This is a genomic window from Rhodopila sp. (assembly GCF_965277165.1).
Taxonomy (GTDB): domain Bacteria; phylum Pseudomonadota; class Alphaproteobacteria; order Acetobacterales; family Acetobacteraceae; genus Rhodopila.
On record NZ_CBDICE010000006.1, the window covers coordinates 198,989 to 215,504 of the forward strand.

Below are 16,516 nucleotides of genomic sequence, written 5' to 3' on the forward strand. Positions count from 1 at the left end.
GAACGGGGCTGGGTTGAAGGGAGGCGGGGCGATGGCGGTTCGCGATGAGACCAGGATGCTGCTGGAGAGCATGACCCGGCTATTCGAGGACAGATCGACCAAGGCGGTGATCGACCGGGCCGAGGGTGGTGAGTTCGCCGCCGATCTGTGGTCGGTGGTGGCCGAGACCGGGGTGCCGCTGGCGGCATTGCCGGAAGCCTCGGGCGGGGCGGATGCGGCGTGGTCGGATCTGTTTGCGGTGTTGCGGCTGGCGGGACGGTTTTCGGTGCCGCTGCCGCTGGCGGAGACCATGCTGGCGGCCTGGGTCGCGGCCAGCGCTGGGCTGGAGGTCTCCGATGGGCCGATGACGGTGGGGCCGGTGCGCGGGGCGGATCGGCTGAGCGTGGTGCGCGACGGCAATGGCTGGCGGCTGTCGGGGCGGGCGGCGCGGCTGCCCTATGCGGCGCAGGTGGCTCGGACGGTGCTGGTCGCGGATGGGCCGGATGGCGAGATGGCGGTGCTGCTGGACGGGATCGGCGGGGCGGATCTGACGCCGGGCAAGAACATCGCCGGCGAGGCGCGGGACACGCTGGCGTTTGGCGGTGCGCGGCTGTCGGCCGACGCGGTGGGGGCGCTGGGGAAGGGCGTGTCGCGGGGCGCGCTGTATCGCCGCGGCGCGCTGGCTCGGGCGACCATGATGTCGGGGGCGCTGGAGCGGGCGATGGACCTGGCGGTGGGGTATGCGCAGGAGCGGGTGCAGTTCGGGCGGCCGATCTCGAAGTTCCAGGCGGTGCAGCAGAACCTGGCGGTGCTGGCGGGGCAGACCGCGGCGGCGGTGGCGGCGGCCAATCTGGGGATCGAGGCGCTGGGCGGGTCGGACGCCGAACGGGAGACGTTCCTGATCGCGGTGGCGAAGACCAGGGTGGGGGAGGCGGCGACGCTGGCCTGCGAGATCGCGCACCAGGTGCATGGCGCGATTGGGTTCACCCAGGAGTATGCGCTGCAGCTGTCGACCCGCCGGCTGTGGTCGTGGCGCGAGGAGTTCGGGTCGGACCCGGAATGGGCGGCTCGGGTCGGGTCCTATGCCTGCGGCAATGGCGCGGACCGGTTGTGGGAGATGCTGACGGCGGTGGCGTGATTGGCGTCGGGATCGTGGGCGGCGGCGTGGGGCGGCGGCGGGGGAGCGGCCAATTCGTCCGTTACCTGGTGCAGCACTGTAGTCCAGTCTCCGGGCTTGGGCTGGCGGAACAGGCGGGCGGAGCGATACCAGGGGCTGTCGGAACGGGCCTGCAGCCAGCGCCAGTCGGGAGCGTGCGGCAGCAGGATCCAGACCGGCTTGCCCAGGGCGCCGGCAAGGTGGGCGACCGAGGTGTCAGCCGTGATGACGAGGTCGAGATTTTCGATCAGCGCGGCGGTTTCGGCGTAGTCGGTCATCCATCGGGTGAGGTCGGGCAGGGCGAGCGCGGCGGCGGATGGGCCGTGCTGGAGGTTGACGAAGCGGAAGCCGGGGATGGCGAGCAATTTGGCCGCGAAGTGTGGCGGGATCGAGCGTGCTCGGTCGGCCGGGTGTTGCGGGTTGCCGGCGAATGCGAGGCCGATGTTCGCTTGGTGGTCGTCGCGCGGCGGATGGTCGGCATCACACGGCGGATTGTGCGGCGGGACCGCCAGGCGGGTGTGCCAGGCGTGGACGCGGGCCGGGTCGGCGTGAAGGTAGGCGGTGGTGCTGGGGATGCTGTCCAGTGTGGTGGCGAACACCAGTGGCAGGCTGATCTGGTCGATCCAGGCATCGTAGGGCGGCAGGGGGTCGGATGCGGATACCGCGTGGAGGCCCATGGACGTCATCAGGGGGACCAGCGAGGCGGCGCAGGCCAGTAGCGGAACGGCGCCGGTGTCGCGGATCAGCGGCAGGTAGCGGGCGAACTGGATGGCGTCGCCGAAGCCTTGTTCGGCGCGCACCAGGATGGTCTGTCCGGCGGCGTGGGTGCCGTCCCAGCGGGCTTCCGGAAGATCATGCAGGCGGTCGCGATAGCGCGGGTGGCGCCGGCGCCATTCGTACTCGGCGAAGCCGCGGGTCAGGTCGCCGGTCAGCAGGGCCGCGATGGCCAGGTTCCAGTGTGCCTGGGCGAAGTCCGGGCGCAGGCGGATCGCTGTTTCGCAGGCCTCGATTGCGAGGTTCGAGTGGCCTTGTTGGGTCAGGATGTGGCCCAGGCTGGCGTGGGCTTCGGCGAGTGTCGGGTCGAGGCGGATCGCGGTCCGGTACAGGGTCTCGGCGGCGGAGAGGTCATCGAGGTCGGCCTTAGCGTTGCCCAGGTTCAGGTAGCTGGCGGCGTGGTCGGGCTTCAGCGCCAGCGCTCGGGTGAACGCGGCGCAGGCGCGGGTGTGGTCTCCGAGCGCGTTGAGTGCGGTGGCGCGGGCGAAGTGCAGTTCGGCGTCGTCGGGGGCGGTTGCCAAGGCAGCGTTGGCGTGGATCACGACCTGGTCGAACCGTTGGGCGAGGAGCAGGGCGCGCACCAGGTTGCGGCGCATGCCGGCGTGGTTGGGCTGGCGGCGCAGGGCCTGGATCAGCAGCGAGGCGGCGTCTTCGGCATTGCCGTCCCGCAGCGCCAGCAGGGCTTGGACGTAGAGGTCGCGGCCATCCTCGATCGGCGCCGGGGTGACCGGGGATGGGGCGGGGGCGTCGTCGAGGACAGCGGACATGCGGCGATTCTGCCGGCTGAATGGTTAACGAGGGCTGAATCGTCGCGTTCGGGCGGGGCGCATGGCGAGGGGCGTTCGTGATGTGGCGGCGGGGGGGACCTGTGGTGCGGTGGCGGGGCGCGTGAATTGTCAACCTCGGGACGTGAGCCGACGGACAGTGTTCGATGAGCGGGCGACCCGATAGTGCTGTCGATTGTCCCTTTGCCGATGACCGACCTCGGCCGCCGCCGTTGGCGGCCCGCTTCGCGGCTGTGGGCCTTGACCTTGGCCATCGGCAGGGAGTCCTGGTCGGCATGCCATCGTATGGATCAGAGGGGTCGCCGCTTGTTCCACGCTCTCTGATTGCGTCGGGCGAGATCGGACTTTTCCGCGGGGGATTGCGCCGGGGTTGAGCGGTGCGGGATTGCCGGGGCGCGGGTTGCAAGAAGTTTATCTCTTGGAACCGCTTTGCCGTGGCATGGTTATCTCTTATGTTTTGGGTTGCGAGAGGAATTTGTCTTGCGGCCTGTTCGGGTTTGTTTTTGCCTGGGTCCGGATGGCGCCGGATTGGCGCAAGTGATGGATCGGCGGGTTTGTTTCATTACCAACGGAGGTTGCGGTGATATTCCGTCAGCTTTTTGACGCGAGTTCGGGCACTTACACCTATCTGCTGGCCTCGCGCCGGGGGGGCGAGGCGTTGATCGTCGATCCGGTGCTAGAGAAGGTGGACCGCTATTTGTCGCTGATCCGGGAACTGGACCTGCGGCTGGTCAAGGCGGTGGATACGCACCTGCATGCCGATCACATCACCGGCCTGGGGGCTCTGCGTGACAGCACGCGGTGCATTACCGTGATGGGCGAGCAGTCCAGCGTCGACGTGGTGTCGATGCGGGTGGCGGATGGCGACCGGTTGCGGATCGAAGGGGTGGAACTGGAGGCGATCTATACGCCGGGCCATACAGACGATTCGTATAGCTTTCACATGCAGGACCGGGTGTTCACCGGGGACACGCTGCTGATCCGCGGCACCGGGCGGACCGATTTCCAGAACGGCTGTCCGCGGATGCAATATGATTCGATCTTCAACCGGCTGCTGCGGCTGCCCGAGGAGACGATGGTGTTTCCGGCGCACGATTACAAAGGCGATACGGTCAGCACGATCGGCGAGGAGAAGCGTTGCAATCCTCGGCTGCAGGTGAACTCCGTGGATGAATATGCCGCGTTGATGAACGGGCTGAAGCTGTCCAATCCGAAGATGATGGATGTCGCGGTGCCGGCCAACCAGCGGCAGGGGCTGGCGCAGGAGGAGATCGCGCGGCTCGGGTGGGCGTGCAGCGCGGCGCAGGCGCAGGCGATGGTCGGTTGCAAGGAGACCGTTCTGGTCGATCTGCGGGAGAAAACCGAGCGGCTTAAGCATGGCTCGATTCCGGGGTCGCTGCATGCGGCTTATTCGGATCTGGAGCAGAACATTCAGCCGGGTGGGATGCTGTATGAACTGGCGTCGGCGACCGAGCGGCGGTTGCTGTTCTATTGCGCGTTCGGTGAACGCTCGGCCATGGCGGTGCGGGCGGCGCATGAGGCTGGGCTGGAGCGGGCCAGCCATATCGCGGGTGGGATCGATGCGTGGAAACGGGCGGATGGGCCGCTGACGCACTGAGCCGGGTCCCGGCGGCGGCGGTTTGTCGGCCTGGACAAGCCGCTGACCCGCGAGTACGACTCGACGATTGTCGGGAAGAGACGTCGCATGACGACGATTGTGGATGGCGGAGGGCCGGACCGGCTGCGTCGAGTGGGCGCGACGGCGGGGCGTGCGCCATGAAGCTGGGTGTGTTCGACCACATGGATCGCGGCCTTGCGCCGCTGGACCGGTTCTATGAGGAGCGGTTGAAGCTGGTCGAGGCGTATGACCGCGCCGGGTTCCACGGCTATCATGTCGCCGAACACCATGCCACGCCGCTGGGTGTGGCTCCGGCCCCTGGGGTGTGGCTGGCCGCGGTGGCGCAGCGCACCCAGCGGTTGCGGTTCGGGCCGCTGGTGTACCTGTTGCCGCTGTATCATCCGATCAAGCTGCTGGAAGAGATCTGCATGTTGGATCAGATCAGCGGCGGGCGGCTGTTGCTGGGGGTGGGACGCGGCATTTCGCCGATCGAGCTGCGCTATTATGGTCTGGATCCGGAACAGACGCCGGCGATGTATGCCGAGGCGCTGGACGTGCTGCTGCGCGGAATGACCAATTCGGTGCTGAATTTCGAAGGCCAGTACTACAATTTTCGTGACGTGCCGATGGAGATCGCGCCGTTCCAGCGTCCGTATCCACCGCTGTGGTACGGTCTGGGCCGCGCTGAGGCGGTGCCGTGGGCGGCGAAGCACAGGGTCAATATCGTCGGCAATCTTCCGGGTGCGGGAATGCGCGCCTTGACCGATCGTTACAGAGCCGAATGGGCTGCGCTGGACCTCGATTCCGCTGATCTACCGCTGATGGGGGTGGGGCGGCACGTGGTGGTCGCCGAGACCGAGCGGGAGGCGTTGGACATTGCTCGGCGTGGGTATGACAAGTGGCGCGCCAGCTTCCTGAAGCTGTGGCTCGCGCACGACATGATGCCGTCGGCACATGCGATCTTTCCCGAACGTTTCGAGGATGCTGAGGCGGAGGGGCGCGCGGTGGCCGGGACGCCGGACAAGGTGCGCGATTTTTTGCAGCGGACGGTGGACGAGGCCGGGTTGAACTATCTGCTGTGTCGCTTCGCGTTCGGCGACATCACCGGCGACGAGGCGTTGAATTCGATCGATCTGTTCACCCGGAAGGTGATGCCCGACATCAGCGCGCACCAGGAGGCGGTCTAGACGATGACGGCGGTATATGAGTTGTTCGCCCTGCGTTACGCCACACGTGAGGCTCGGCGGGGCGAGCACTTCATCGGCGGCGATCCGCATGACGGGCCGATGCCGATGGACTACTTCGTGTGGGTGGCGCGCAACGCCGACCGCGCGGTGGTGATCGACATCGGCTTCACCGCCGAAAGCGGCGGCAAGCGCGGGCGCAAGCTGGAACGCTGTCCGATCGATTCGCTTGCGTTGCTGGGGGTCGATCCGGCGACGGTTCGGGACGTGATCCTGACGCATATGCACTACGATCATGTCGGTAACTTCGACAAGTTTCCGAAGGCTCGGTTTCACTTGCAGGAACCGGAGATGCACTACGCGGTGGGCCGCTACATGCGGCACAAGCAACTGGCGAAAAGCTTCGAGCCGGACGATGTCTGCGGCATGGTGCGGCTGAACTTCGATGGCCGGGTGGTGTATCACAACGGTGCCGCCGAGGTGGCCGATGGCATCAACGTGGTGCCGACTGGCGGGCACTCGGCCGGGCTGCAGTTCGTCAAGGTGAATACGAAGCGTGGCGTCGTGGTGCTGGCGTCAGACGTGACGCATTTCTATGAGAACATGGATACCCAGCGGCCGTTCACGGTGGCGCTGCATGTCGGCGACATGCTGGAGGCGTTCGATACGCTGCGCGCGCATGCCGCGTCGGCGGAGCTGATCGTTCCGGGTCACGATCCGCAGGTGATGCGGCGCTATCCGCCGCCCTCGTCCGAGCTGGACGGCATCGTGGTCCGGCTGGATGTGCCGCCAGCGCAATAAGGAGGGATGATGAACGCCGACGAACTGCGCGCCGTTCAGGCGCCGTTGAAGCAAGCCTACCGCAACCGGCCGGATGCCGCCAGGGTGGTGTCGCGGGCCGAGGGCAGCCTGGATCGGAACGACATCGCGGTGAATGTCGATGCCTGGCATGGCACGGTGGTTGCCGGGCTGCATAAGGCGGGTGGCGGGTCGGGCGAGTTGGCCTGTTCGGCGGATATGCTGCTGGAGGCGTTGGTAGGCTGCGCCGGGGTGACGCTGCGGGCGGTGGCGACGGCGATGGGGGTGACTGTCCATAGCGGCAAGGTGATTGCCGAGGGGGTGTGGGACGCCAGGGGCACGCTGGGGGTGGATCGTGCGGCTCCTGTGGGGTTGAGCGAGATTACGCTGCGGTTCGAGGTGGACTGCGACGCGGATGCGGCGAAGCTGGAACGGATGATCCAGACCACCGAGCGGTATTGCGTGATTTTGCAGACGTTGAAGGCGCCGCCGAGGATTGCGATGGAGATTGTTTGAGGTCGGACGGGCGTTGGGGGGCAGCCCGGCGCGTCCGGCTGAGGATTTCGCTGGCTGACGGAAGCATTGGGGGTGGTCGGCGCTCCTGGCGTGGCGTCGCGTTGGAAAGAGGGGCGGGATGACGCGGCGTGCGGTCGTGGTGGTGCTGGATGGGTTGCGGCGGGACCTGGTCGGGCCGGACACGACGCCGAAACTGCATGCGTTCCGCGCCGAGGCAACCGCTTTCGGCGCGCACCGTTCGGTGTTTCCGTCGGCCACCCGGGTGGTTTCGGCCTGCTTTGCCACGGGCTGCTTTCCGGCCCGGCATGGGCTGCAAGGGAATTCGGTGGCGCTGATGGAGAATGGCGCGCTGGTGGCGCGCGATGTCGGGCGGCCGGACTTCATGGACCATTGGCGCCGGGTGCGCGGGCGCACCTTGGCGGTGCCGACGCTGGCGCAGCGCCTGGCCGAGGCGGGGCTCGAGGCGATGGTGTTCAGCAACGTGTCTCCAGGCGCGGCGCGGGCGCACGATCCGGACGGGCATGGCTGGGTGTATCATCGAGCCGGCTGTTTCGCTCCTGGTGGACGCCGGCTGGAAGCGGCGGATGGGGTGGGGGATGTCACGCTCGACAGCGCGGGCGACGATCGGCTGACGGGCTATTTTTTGCACCGGGCGCTGGCCGGCCGGGAGGCTTCCTTGGCCGTGCTGTGGTTGGGTGAACCGGACCATTCGCAGCACGAGCACCCGCTGGGCTCACCGGCGGCGATGGCGGCGGTGGCTGCGGCCGACAGTTGCTTCGGTCGGGTGCGGGAGGCGGTCAGCGCGCGGCGAGCCGCCGGGGAGGAGGTGCTGCTGATCGGTTGTTCCGACCATGGCCACCAGACGGTGACCGAGGTGGTGGACATCGATCTGGAATTCGTCTCGGCCGGCTTGAAGCGCACCGGGGATGCCAGCTTGCTGGCGGTGTCCAATGGCACCTCGGCGCTGATTTACCTGCACCCGGATCGCGCGGCGGATGCATCGGCGGTGGTGGGGTTTCTGCGCGGGCGCGGTTGGGCCGGCGAGGTGCTGGAAGGGGCCCGGTTGGAAGCGGCGGGGCAGGCGGCGGTGGATGGGCTGGTGTGCGCGGTTTCGATGCGCAGCGACGCGGCGCCCAATGGGTTCGGCATTGCCGGTAGCGGGGCGAGCGCGAAGCCGTCGGAGGGCAAGTCTGACCGGCTTGGGTGTGGCCAGCATGGCGGCCTGGGTGCGTGGGAACAGATGCCGTTCCTGATGATCTCGGGGTGCGGCTTCGAGGCCGGTGCGACGTCCGGGGCGCCGAGTTCGGTGGTTGACCTGGGACCGACGTTGCTGCGTCACCTGGGGCTGTCGGGGGATGGCTGCGAGGGGCGTGCACTGTAGAGGTGGGCTCCGGAGCACACGAATTGCGCCGGCCACTCGTGGAACACAGCATGACTGCCGATTTTGCCCGGTCAGCGCGGCGGACGGAGGGATGGCGCTAGGGCCTTCTCTCCGCCGGGTCGCCCTTGCTTGACTTCCGTGGTATACAAAATACAAACTACTGCAGCACGGGGTTACACGGTTTGTCCCAAACCCAGCCGAGACTACGCATAGCGCCGCTCGATGTCGGTTTCGGCCTGCGCAAACAGGCCTCTGACGCGATCAAGCGGGCGATCATGGACATGGAGCTCTACGGCCACGCCGGGGAGATCCGGCTCGATGAGCGGCAACTCAGCGAAGATCTGGGGGTCAGCCGCACGCCGATCCGCGAAGCGCTTTCGGTGTTGGAGCAAGAAGGGCTTGTGCGCTCGATTCCCCGCCGCGGCATCATCGTCGTGCGCAAGACGAAGCGCGAGATCGTCGAGATGATCACGGTATGGGCGGCGATCGAGAGCATGGCGGCACGGTTGGCCGCGGACAATGCCTTGCCGGCCGACGTCGCCGCGCTGAGCGGGCTGATGGATGCGTTCGACGAAGACCCGTCCGGGCACTTGACGGAATACTCCGACGCCAACATGGAATTTCACCGCGCCATAATCCGCCTGGGCGGGATCGAGCTGATGTCGAGCCTGACCGACGCGCTGTTCATCCATATGCGCGCGGTTCGCGCGGTGACGATGACGCAGGACAACCGGGCGCAGCGTTCGGTGGCGGATCACCGTGCGATCATCGCAGCACTGCAGGCGGGCGATGCCGACCTCGCCGAACGGCTGGTGCGGGCGCACACGCTGGGCCTGGCGGAGCATGTCGAGCGGCATGGCGGGTTGCTCGACCGGCAGCCGCCGGCTGTGGAAGCAGCGCCATGTAAAATTTACAGCAGGGAGAAATGACATGACCACAGCACTTGATGGCGCCAAGGCATTGGGAGACGCCAAGGCATTGGGGGGCGTCCGCATCCTGGATTTTACCCATGTCCAGTCGGGCCCGACATGCACCCAGTTGCTGGCATGGTTCGGTGCCGACGTGATCAAGGTCGAACGACCGGGAACCGGTGACATCACGCGCGGGCAACTGCAGGACATCAAGGGCGTCGACAGCCTGTATTTCACCATGCTGAACCACAACAAGCGCTCGATCGAGATCGACGGGCGGCACAAGGTTGGCAAGGAGGTGCTCGAAGCACTGGTCAAGTCCTGCGACGTCATGGTGGAGAATTTCGCCCCCGGCGCGCTGGACCGCATGGGATTTACCTGGCCGCGCATCCAGCAACTGAATCCGCGGATGATCCTGGCCTCGATCAAAGGTTTCGGACCGGGCCCGTACGAGGACTGCAAGGTTTACGAGAATGTCGCCCAATGTGCCGGCGGGTCGGCCTCCACCACCGGGTTCGACGATGGGCCGCCGATGGTGACCGGGGCGCAGATCGGCGATTCCGGCACCGGCCTGCACCTGGCGCTGGGGATCGTGGCGGCGCTGTTCCAGCGCAACACCACCGGACGCGGGCAGCGGGTCGACGTGGCGATGCAGGACGGCGTTTTGAACCTGTGCCGGGTCAAGCTGCGCGATCAGCAGCGCCTGGCGCACGGACCGCTGACCGAGTATCCGCAATATCCCGACGGCGAATTCGGTGAGGCGGTGCCGCGTGCCGGCAACGCCTCGGGTGGCGGCCAGCCCGGCTGGATCCTGAAGTGCAAGGGATGGGAGACCGATCCGAACGCCTATATCTATTTCATCGCCCAGGCGCCGGTCTGGGAATCGATCTGCGACGTGATCGGCAAGCCGGACTGGAAGACCGATCCGGACTATGCCAAGCCCGCCGCCCGGCTGCCTCGGCTGCGGTCGATCTTCGACACGATCGAGGCCTGGACGATGACGCAGGACAAGCTGGAGGCGATGAACATCCTGAACAAATACGACATTCCCTGCGGTCCGATCCTGTCGATGAAGGAACTGGTCGAGGACCGATCGCTGCGCGCCACCGGCACGGTGGTCGAGGTCGAGCATCCGACGCGGGGCAGCTACCTCTCGGTCGGCAATCCGATCAAGATGTCGGATAGTGGTTCCGAGGTGAAACGCTCGCCGCTGCTGGGCGAGCATACCGAGGAAATCTTGCGCAGCGTGCTGAAGCTCGACGACAGCCAGGTGGCGGAGGCGCTGGCCTCCGGAGCGCTCGGCGCGGCACGGCGGGCGGCGGCCGGGTGAGCGGCGGGGTTCGGGCTGGCGGGCGGGTTGCCGGGTGGTTGATCGCATGCAAGGTTCGATGTGACGCCGCGCAGCACTGATCCTTGACTTTTGCCCTTGTAATACCGATACCCCGCCCGGCGCGCGAGTGGATGCTGGGCACCTCGCATGCGGGATTTGCGTTTGGCCACAGGGTACAGCCACGGCACCCGCCGCCAAATGCGGAACGATCGACCATCAAACGCACCCATGCCATCGACTGGACCGGATTTGAACGAAACCACCACCGCCCCACGGGAACCCACCGACGCGGAGCCGCATGTCGCGGAGGATAAGGCAGCGAACCAGGCTGTTCAGAACTCGAACGTCGCCGAGGCGAGCGGGGTCGCGCTCGACTTCGGGGCGGGCGATTCATCCGCTGCCGACCCGTTCAGCGTGCAACCGCCAACCGGGGCGGACGCAAATAGCCAGCCATCGGGCGAAGCCAGCGCGCCAACCGCCGCGGACCGATCCGAACTGCCGGAGGATGCGCCTGAGCGCGCGGTCGGTGATCCCGCCGCAGACGCAGCCGGTGCGGTCGAGCGCCATTCGTCCGACGAGCAACCCATCGATAAAGGAGGTCAGCCGGAGCTGATCCCGATCGAGGCCGGGCCGCCGCCGGAAGACGCCCGCACCGTGTTCGCCGATCTTGGCCTGTCCGACGAGGTGCTGCGCGCCATCGACGACATGGGCTACCGGCATCCGACGCCAATCCAGGAGCAGGCGATCCCCTACGTGCTGATGGGTCGCGACGTCATGGGCACGGCGCAGACCGGGACCGGAAAGACCGCCGGCTTTACCTTGCCGATGCTGGATATCCTGTCCGGCTCGCGCGCCCGCGCCCGCATGCCGCGCAGCCTGATCCTGGAGCCGACGCGCGAGCTCGCACTGCAGGTCGCGGAGAATTTCGTCGAATACGGCAAATATCTGAAGCTGACCCACGCCTTGATCATCGGCGGCGAGAGCATGTCCGACCAGAAAGAGGTGCTGAACCGCGGCGTCGACGTGCTGATCGCCACGCCGGGTCGGCTGTTGGACATGTTCGACCGCGGCACCATCCTGCTGACCGACACCAGGCTGCTGGTGATCGACGAAGCCGACCGCATGCTGGACATGGGCTTCATCCCCGACGTCGAGCGGATCGTTTCGATGTTGCCGGCGACGCGGCAGACGCTGTTCTTCTCGGCCACGATGGGGCCGGAAATCCGCCGGTTGGTGAATGCGTTCCTGACCAATCCGAAGGAAATCGCGGTGTCCCGAGCCGCTTCGGTGGCCACGACGATCACCGAGGGGATCGCGCTGGTGGCGGAGCACGACAAGCGGGAAGCGTTGCGCCGGCTGGTCCGCAGTCAGGCGGTGCAGAACGCACTGATCTTCTGCAACCGCAAACGCGATGTCGATATCCTGTACAAATCGCTGAGCAAGCACAATTTCAATGCCGGCGCGCTGCATGGCGACATGGCCCAGACGGTGCGCTTCGCGACGCTGGAGAAGTTCAAGGCGAACGAGCTTCGCCTGCTGGTTTGCAGCGACGTGGCGGCTCGTGGGCTGGACATCGGCGGTCTGTCGCACGTGTTCAATTTCGACGTGCCGATTCACGCCGAGGACTACGTTCATCGCATCGGCCGCACCGGTCGTGCCGGGTTGGAAGGCAAGGCCTTCACCATCGCGGCCCCGGACGATCGCTATGCCGTGGAGCAGATCGAGAAGCTGATCGGCCATCCGATTCCGCCGATCCTGGTCGAGGGCCTCGATCCGGTGGATTGGGCCGAGCGGGATGGCCGCAAGCGGCGCGGGCGCAAGCCGGCGGAGCCGAAGACATCTGCCGTCAAGCCCAAAGGTCGGGAGGGTCGGGAAAAAACCGGCAAGCCGCGGGGTGAACGTGGGCGCTCCGACCGCTCGCAGTCGAATTCCGCTGAACAACCCGAACTGGCGATCGCCGCGGATCGCGCTGCGCGGGGCGACGAGCCGAGGCGCGATGAAGCGAGGCGGGTCGAGGCCAGGCGCGGGGAAGCGCGCCGGCCGGACCCGAGGCGGGAAGAGGCCAGGCGGGAGGAGCCCAGACGGGAGGAGCCAAGACGGGAGGATGGCCGTCGGGGCCGTTATCGGCGCGACGACGACCTGGGGGCCGCCGTCGTTGGCTTCGGCGACGAGGTTCCGGCCTTCATGTCGCTGCGTGCGCGGCCGAACCCGACCGCGCGAACTGGGGATAGTGACGCATGAACGACGCCCCGCCACGTCCGTCCGGCCATTTCACGCGGTTCGCGTGGGACGATGCGCTGCGGCTTGAAACCGCCTTGTCGGAGGACGAGCGAGCGATCCGCGACGCCGCCCATGCGTTTTGCCAGGAGAAGCTGTGGCCGCGCGTTCTGATGGCGAACCGGCTGGAAAAGTTCGATCGCGAGATCATGAACGAGTTCGGCGAGATGGGATTCCTCGGCGCCACTTTGGATGGCTACGGCTGCGCGGGCATCAATTATGTCAGCTATGGCCTGATCTCGCGTGAGGTCGAACGGGTCGATTCGGGTTACCGGTCGGCGTTCTCGGTGCAGTCGTCGCTGGTGATGTATCCGATCCACGCCTTCGGGTCGGAGGATCAGCGGCGGAAATATCTGCCCGGATTGCGCACCGGGGAGTTGGTCGGCTGTTTCGGTCTGACCGAACCCGATGCAGGGTCCGATCCAGCGTCGATGCGGACGCGGGCGAAGGCGGTCGATGGCGGGTTCCTGCTGAACGGGTCGAAGACCTGGATCACCAACGCGCCGATCGCGGATGTGCTGGTGGTGTGGGCGAAGGACGACGCCGGCGACATTCGCGGCTACATCCTGGAACGCGGCATGAACGGCCTGACGCAGCCGAAGATCGAGGGCAAGTTCTCGCTGCGTGCCTCGGTCACCGGCATGATCATGATGCAGGACGTGTTTGTACCGGCTGAAAACCAGTTGCCGTCGGTCAAGGGTCTGCGCGGCCCGTTCTCGTGCCTGAATAACGCGCGCTATGGCATTGCCTGGGGCGCTTTGGGGGCGGCCGAGTTCTGCTGGCAGGCGGCCCGCGAATATACCCTGCAGCGGATGATGTTCGGCCGGCCGCTGGCCGGGACGCAACTGGTCCAGAAGAAGCTGGCCGACATGCAGACCGAGATCACTTTGGGGCTTCACGCGGTGCTGCGGCTGGGCCGGTTGATCGACGAACACGACGCGGCACCGGAGATGATCAGTCTGCTAAAGCGCAACAATTGCGGCAAGGCGCTGGACATCGCCAGGGTTGCTCGGGACATGCATGGCGGCAACGGCATCGTCGACGAGTATCATGTCATCCGTCACGTGATGAATCTGGAGACGGTGAACACCTATGAGGGCACTCATGATGTGCATGCCCTGATCCTGGGACGGGCACAGACGGGGCTCTCGGCGTTCGGGGGATAGAGTCCGGACTGACATCGATACCCGGGTCGCCGGCAACAATAATCAACCGATCATGATTACGCCCGGGCGGGATCGCCGGCGATGTCGCCGGGCTGGTCCGTGCCGATGCGCGGACGGGACAGCGCCGATTGACGGCGCCACCATCCCGCCACGGTCTCCATCGCCCGAACCCGACCCCGGTGCAATCGCCAGGCAGGCGTCTGCTCGATCGAAACCGCGCGCCGGTATTCCGAATCGTGCAACGCCTTGTCGTCGCAGGCCCGCTTCACCGGATCGTCGTAGAACGCGCTGATCTTGGCCGCGTTCATTCCCGGCGTCAGCAGCCATCGTGGAATGTGCAGCGCGGTGAGCTGCTCGACATCGGTCAACAGCCGCACCATGCCCATTCCGGTCGCCGGACAGGCGGCCTGAAACGCATCCCCGATCATCACGACCCCGTCCCGCCGATGCCGCTCCGAGGTGTAGAGATCGATCGGCCGCGCCACCACCGGCCCGATCGGGCGATAGGTGCCGATGACCGAAGCCAGCCCGGGCAGCGTGGCGCGCAGGCCGGCGGCCGGATCGGCCAGGAAAGCCCTGGTCCAGGCCTCCTTGTAGTCGCGGTACGTGAACAGGTTGACCCGCGTCGTCGCGCCCATCGTGAATGCCGCCAGATAGTCCATCCGGTCGCGGATTTGCTCGCGCTGATAGACCAGGAAGGAATGCTCGAAAGCCTCGCCAACCGGCTCGATATCGAACCCGAAGGTCAGCGAATGCGCGTGCCGGATCAGCCGCCGACCGATCCCCAGGGCCTTGCCGATCGCCTGTCCGTGACCTGTGGCCAGGACCACCAGACGACCACTGATGATATCCCCGTCGGACAACCGCACCCGCTGGATCGTATCGCTGGCGTCGACCTGGGCAACGCGCCCGATCACGGTTTGCACCGTTGCCGGCAAGGACGCACGCGCCCGGTTGACCAGGTCTTCATAGCGCAGGCCGTAGTTGATCGTGCCGCTGGTCCCGATGATACGTCCGGCCCGAGCGGTCGTCACCGTTTCGCCACGATAGAGACCAAGCGTCAGGTCATCCAGCAAGCCAAGGCGACGGAGTTGCCCGATCTGCGGACCATCCAGATGCTCGGCTCGGAAATTCGGCGGAAAGACCGCATGACGATCGATCAGACACACTTCGTATCCGGCCTGCCCCAGCAGCCTCGCCACCAGGGTTCCGCCGACGCCACCACCGACGATAACGACGTCGAAGCAACCGGAGCCATCTGAACGACGCGAAACGAGGCTGGTAGTCACTGATCGCCGCTCCCGAGACATCGAAACGATGTAGCCGAATGGTGCACGGCCCGATAATCAACAGCGAATGAGGCGGTCATCCGTTACCGGCGGACGGCATCGGCACCCGACGCCATCTTGGATCAAAACTCGTGATCTGAACTGGATTTTGAGCCATCACGCTGCAATAGGCACGTCCATGCGACTGATTCGTACAACTGAGCCCCGCATCGTCTCGGATACAGGACCAATGCGTTGGCAAGTGACAATGTTTTGTCGCGATCGTTTTACCTTCAGTGGCGATATCCCGGCCATTGTCTCGTATGCGAACCCGCTCATCGGGCAGCCGGATGGCCGCTTGCCAACCGTCGAGCGGATGCGCAGCATGGCCGGATCAGCCCGCGCAGCGTGGCTGGGGAATGCTGCCTGGCAAGGCGCCCCGGCCACGGCGACCTGGACCGGGCGCATCGGCCGCGGTGCCGGGGCATCGAAAGGGAGCAAGCCGAATGCTGGATATGGCGGGAAAAGTCGCGGTCGTCGCTGGTGCTGGGTCGGTCGGTCCGGCGGATAGCGAGATCTGGGGCAACGGGAAGACCACCGCCATCCTGCTGGCCCGCCAGGGCGCCTCGGTCTTCCTGGTGGACATCAACGAAGCGGCAGTCGCGGCAACCCGGTCGATCATCGAGGCCGCAGGCGGCACCAGCGCCACCCACCATTGCGACCTGACAGTCGCGGCCGACGTCGAGGCGATGGTGCAGGCGTGCCTGCATCGTTTCAAGCGCATCGATATCCTGGTCAACAACGTCGGTGGGTCAGCCCCCGGCGACCCGGTCTCGATGACCGAGGAGGTCTGGGACCGCCAGATCGAGTTCAATTTGAAAACCGCTTTCCTGGGCTGCAAATACGTGCTGCCGGTGATGCTGGACCAGGGCAAGGGCGCGATCGTCAACATCGCCTCGGTCGCCGGTATGCGCAACGATTTCCTGAGCAACCGGTCCCATGTCGGCTACAGCGCCGCGAAGGCCGCGGTGATCCAGCTTTCGCGTTCGGTTGCCGGCAGCTACGCCAAACAGGGCATCAGGGTGAACACCGTCGTGCCGGGGCTGATGCACACCCCTCTGGTCGAGTATCGGCTGGCCCGCACGGTCGGCGGCAACGACGCCCAGAAGCTGATTGATGCGCGCAACGCGGCGGTGCCGATGGGACACATGGGGGACGCCTGGGATGTGGCGCACGCCGTGCTGTTCCTGGCCTCCGACGAGGCGCGCTTCATCACCGCGACCGAGATCGTGGTGGACGGTGGCAGCACCGCGGCGATGCCCTGAATTTTGTCGCGCCGATCCGACCACCTGTGATCCGCTGCCGATGCCGAG

Annotated in this window: 13 protein-coding genes; 11 read left to right on the top strand and 2 right to left on the bottom strand. The window is 66.3% G+C overall.

The window, feature by feature from the left end; genetic code table 11:
• Positions 1-31: 31 nt before the first annotated feature.
• Positions 32-1,117 (top strand): acyl-CoA dehydrogenase family protein, encoded by a 1,086-nt coding sequence (locus ACQY4Y_RS12630; protein ID WP_428490966.1) that lies wholly within the window; start codon positions 32-34, stop codon positions 1,115-1,117.
• Here the strand turns inward: ACQY4Y_RS12630 and ACQY4Y_RS12635 are convergent.
• A complete protein-coding gene (locus tag ACQY4Y_RS12635; protein ID WP_428490967.1) occupies positions 1,060-2,676 on the bottom strand; it encodes a tetratricopeptide repeat protein in 1,617 nt (538 codons plus the stop codon). The two genes, ACQY4Y_RS12630 and ACQY4Y_RS12635, sit on opposite strands and share 58 nt — an antisense overlap.
• Positions 2,677-3,274: 598 nt before the next feature.
• Here ACQY4Y_RS12635 and ACQY4Y_RS12640 point away from each other — a divergent pair.
• From ACQY4Y_RS12640 to ACQY4Y_RS12680, 9 genes are all read left to right on the top strand, one after another.
• Positions 3,275-4,312 (top strand): MBL fold metallo-hydrolase, encoded by a 1,038-nt coding sequence (locus ACQY4Y_RS12640; RefSeq protein ID WP_428490968.1) that lies wholly within the window; start codon positions 3,275-3,277, stop codon positions 4,310-4,312.
• 158 nt (positions 4,313-4,470) lie between these two features.
• Entirely contained in the window at positions 4,471-5,499 is a 1,029-nt protein-coding gene (locus ACQY4Y_RS12645; protein WP_428490969.1) for an LLM class flavin-dependent oxidoreductase, read from the top strand.
• A 3-nt stretch (positions 5,500-5,502) separates the two neighbouring features.
• Positions 5,503-6,297, top strand: a complete 795-nt coding sequence (locus ACQY4Y_RS12650; RefSeq protein ID WP_428490970.1) for an N-acyl homoserine lactonase family protein — start codon at positions 5,503-5,505, stop codon at positions 6,295-6,297.
• Positions 6,298-6,306: 9 nt separating this feature from the next.
• Positions 6,307-6,810, top strand: a complete 504-nt coding sequence (locus ACQY4Y_RS12655; RefSeq protein WP_428490971.1) for an OsmC family protein — start codon at positions 6,307-6,309, stop codon at positions 6,808-6,810.
• 118 nt (positions 6,811-6,928) lie between these two features.
• The gene (locus ACQY4Y_RS12660; RefSeq protein ID WP_428490972.1) at positions 6,929-8,191 is read left to right on the top strand and encodes an alkaline phosphatase family protein; all 1,263 of its coding nucleotides are present in this window, start codon (positions 6,929-6,931) and stop codon (positions 8,189-8,191) included.
• Between the two features lie 182 nt (positions 8,192-8,373).
• Entirely contained in the window at positions 8,374-9,120 is a 747-nt protein-coding gene (locus ACQY4Y_RS12665; RefSeq protein ID WP_428490973.1) for a GntR family transcriptional regulator, read from the top strand.
• A gap of 1 nt (position 9,121) precedes the next feature.
• Positions 9,122-10,432, top strand: a complete 1,311-nt coding sequence (frc, locus tag ACQY4Y_RS12670; RefSeq protein ID WP_428490974.1) for a formyl-CoA transferase — start codon at positions 9,122-9,124, stop codon at positions 10,430-10,432.
• A gap of 705 nt (positions 10,433-11,137) precedes the next feature.
• Positions 11,138-12,673, top strand: coding sequence for a DEAD/DEAH box helicase (locus tag ACQY4Y_RS12675; protein WP_428493631.1), 1,536 nt, complete (start codon positions 11,138-11,140; stop codon positions 12,671-12,673).
• Entirely contained in the window at positions 12,670-13,875 is a 1,206-nt protein-coding gene (locus ACQY4Y_RS12680; RefSeq protein ID WP_428490975.1) for an acyl-CoA dehydrogenase, read from the top strand. Before ACQY4Y_RS12675 ends, ACQY4Y_RS12680 begins: the two co-directional genes overlap by 4 nt.
• A 56-nt stretch (positions 13,876-13,931) precedes the next feature.
• Here the strand turns inward: ACQY4Y_RS12680 and ACQY4Y_RS12685 are convergent, their stop codons facing one another.
• Positions 13,932-15,164 (bottom strand): FAD-dependent monooxygenase, encoded by a 1,233-nt coding sequence (locus tag ACQY4Y_RS12685; RefSeq protein ID WP_428490976.1) that lies wholly within the window; start codon positions 15,162-15,164, stop codon positions 13,932-13,934.
• A gap of 485 nt (positions 15,165-15,649) precedes the next feature.
• On the opposite strand from ACQY4Y_RS12685, the gene ACQY4Y_RS12690 reads away from it, so the two are divergent.
• Positions 15,650-16,468, top strand: coding sequence for an SDR family NAD(P)-dependent oxidoreductase (locus ACQY4Y_RS12690; protein WP_428490977.1), 819 nt, complete (start codon positions 15,650-15,652; stop codon positions 16,466-16,468).
• The last annotated feature ends 48 nt before the right edge of the window (positions 16,469-16,516 follow it).

Bases quoted from the DNA above. Each gene is read 5' to 3' on its own strand.
- ACQY4Y_RS12630 (WP_428490966.1), top strand. From the start codon at position 32: ATGGCGGTTCGCGATGAGACCAGGATGCTGCTGGAGAGCATGACCCGG.
- ACQY4Y_RS12635 (WP_428490967.1), bottom strand. From the start codon at position 2,676: ATGTCCGCTGTCCTCGACGACGCCCCCGCCCCATCCCCGGTCACCCCG.
- ACQY4Y_RS12645 (WP_428490969.1), top strand. From the start codon at position 4,471: ATGAAGCTGGGTGTGTTCGACCACATGGATCGCGGCCTTGCGCCGCTG.
- ACQY4Y_RS12650 (WP_428490970.1), top strand. From the start codon at position 5,503: ATGACGGCGGTATATGAGTTGTTCGCCCTGCGTTACGCCACACGTGAG.
- ACQY4Y_RS12655 (WP_428490971.1), top strand. From the start codon at position 6,307: ATGAACGCCGACGAACTGCGCGCCGTTCAGGCGCCGTTGAAGCAAGCC.
- ACQY4Y_RS12660 (WP_428490972.1), top strand. From the start codon at position 6,929: ATGACGCGGCGTGCGGTCGTGGTGGTGCTGGATGGGTTGCGGCGGGAC.
- frc (WP_428490974.1), top strand. From the start codon at position 9,122: ATGACCACAGCACTTGATGGCGCCAAGGCATTGGGAGACGCCAAGGCA.
- ACQY4Y_RS12675 (WP_428493631.1), top strand. From the start codon at position 11,138: ATGGGCTACCGGCATCCGACGCCAATCCAGGAGCAGGCGATCCCCTAC.
- ACQY4Y_RS12680 (WP_428490975.1), top strand. From the start codon at position 12,670: ATGAACGACGCCCCGCCACGTCCGTCCGGCCATTTCACGCGGTTCGCG.
- ACQY4Y_RS12690 (WP_428490977.1), top strand. From the start codon at position 15,650: ATGCTGGATATGGCGGGAAAAGTCGCGGTCGTCGCTGGTGCTGGGTCG.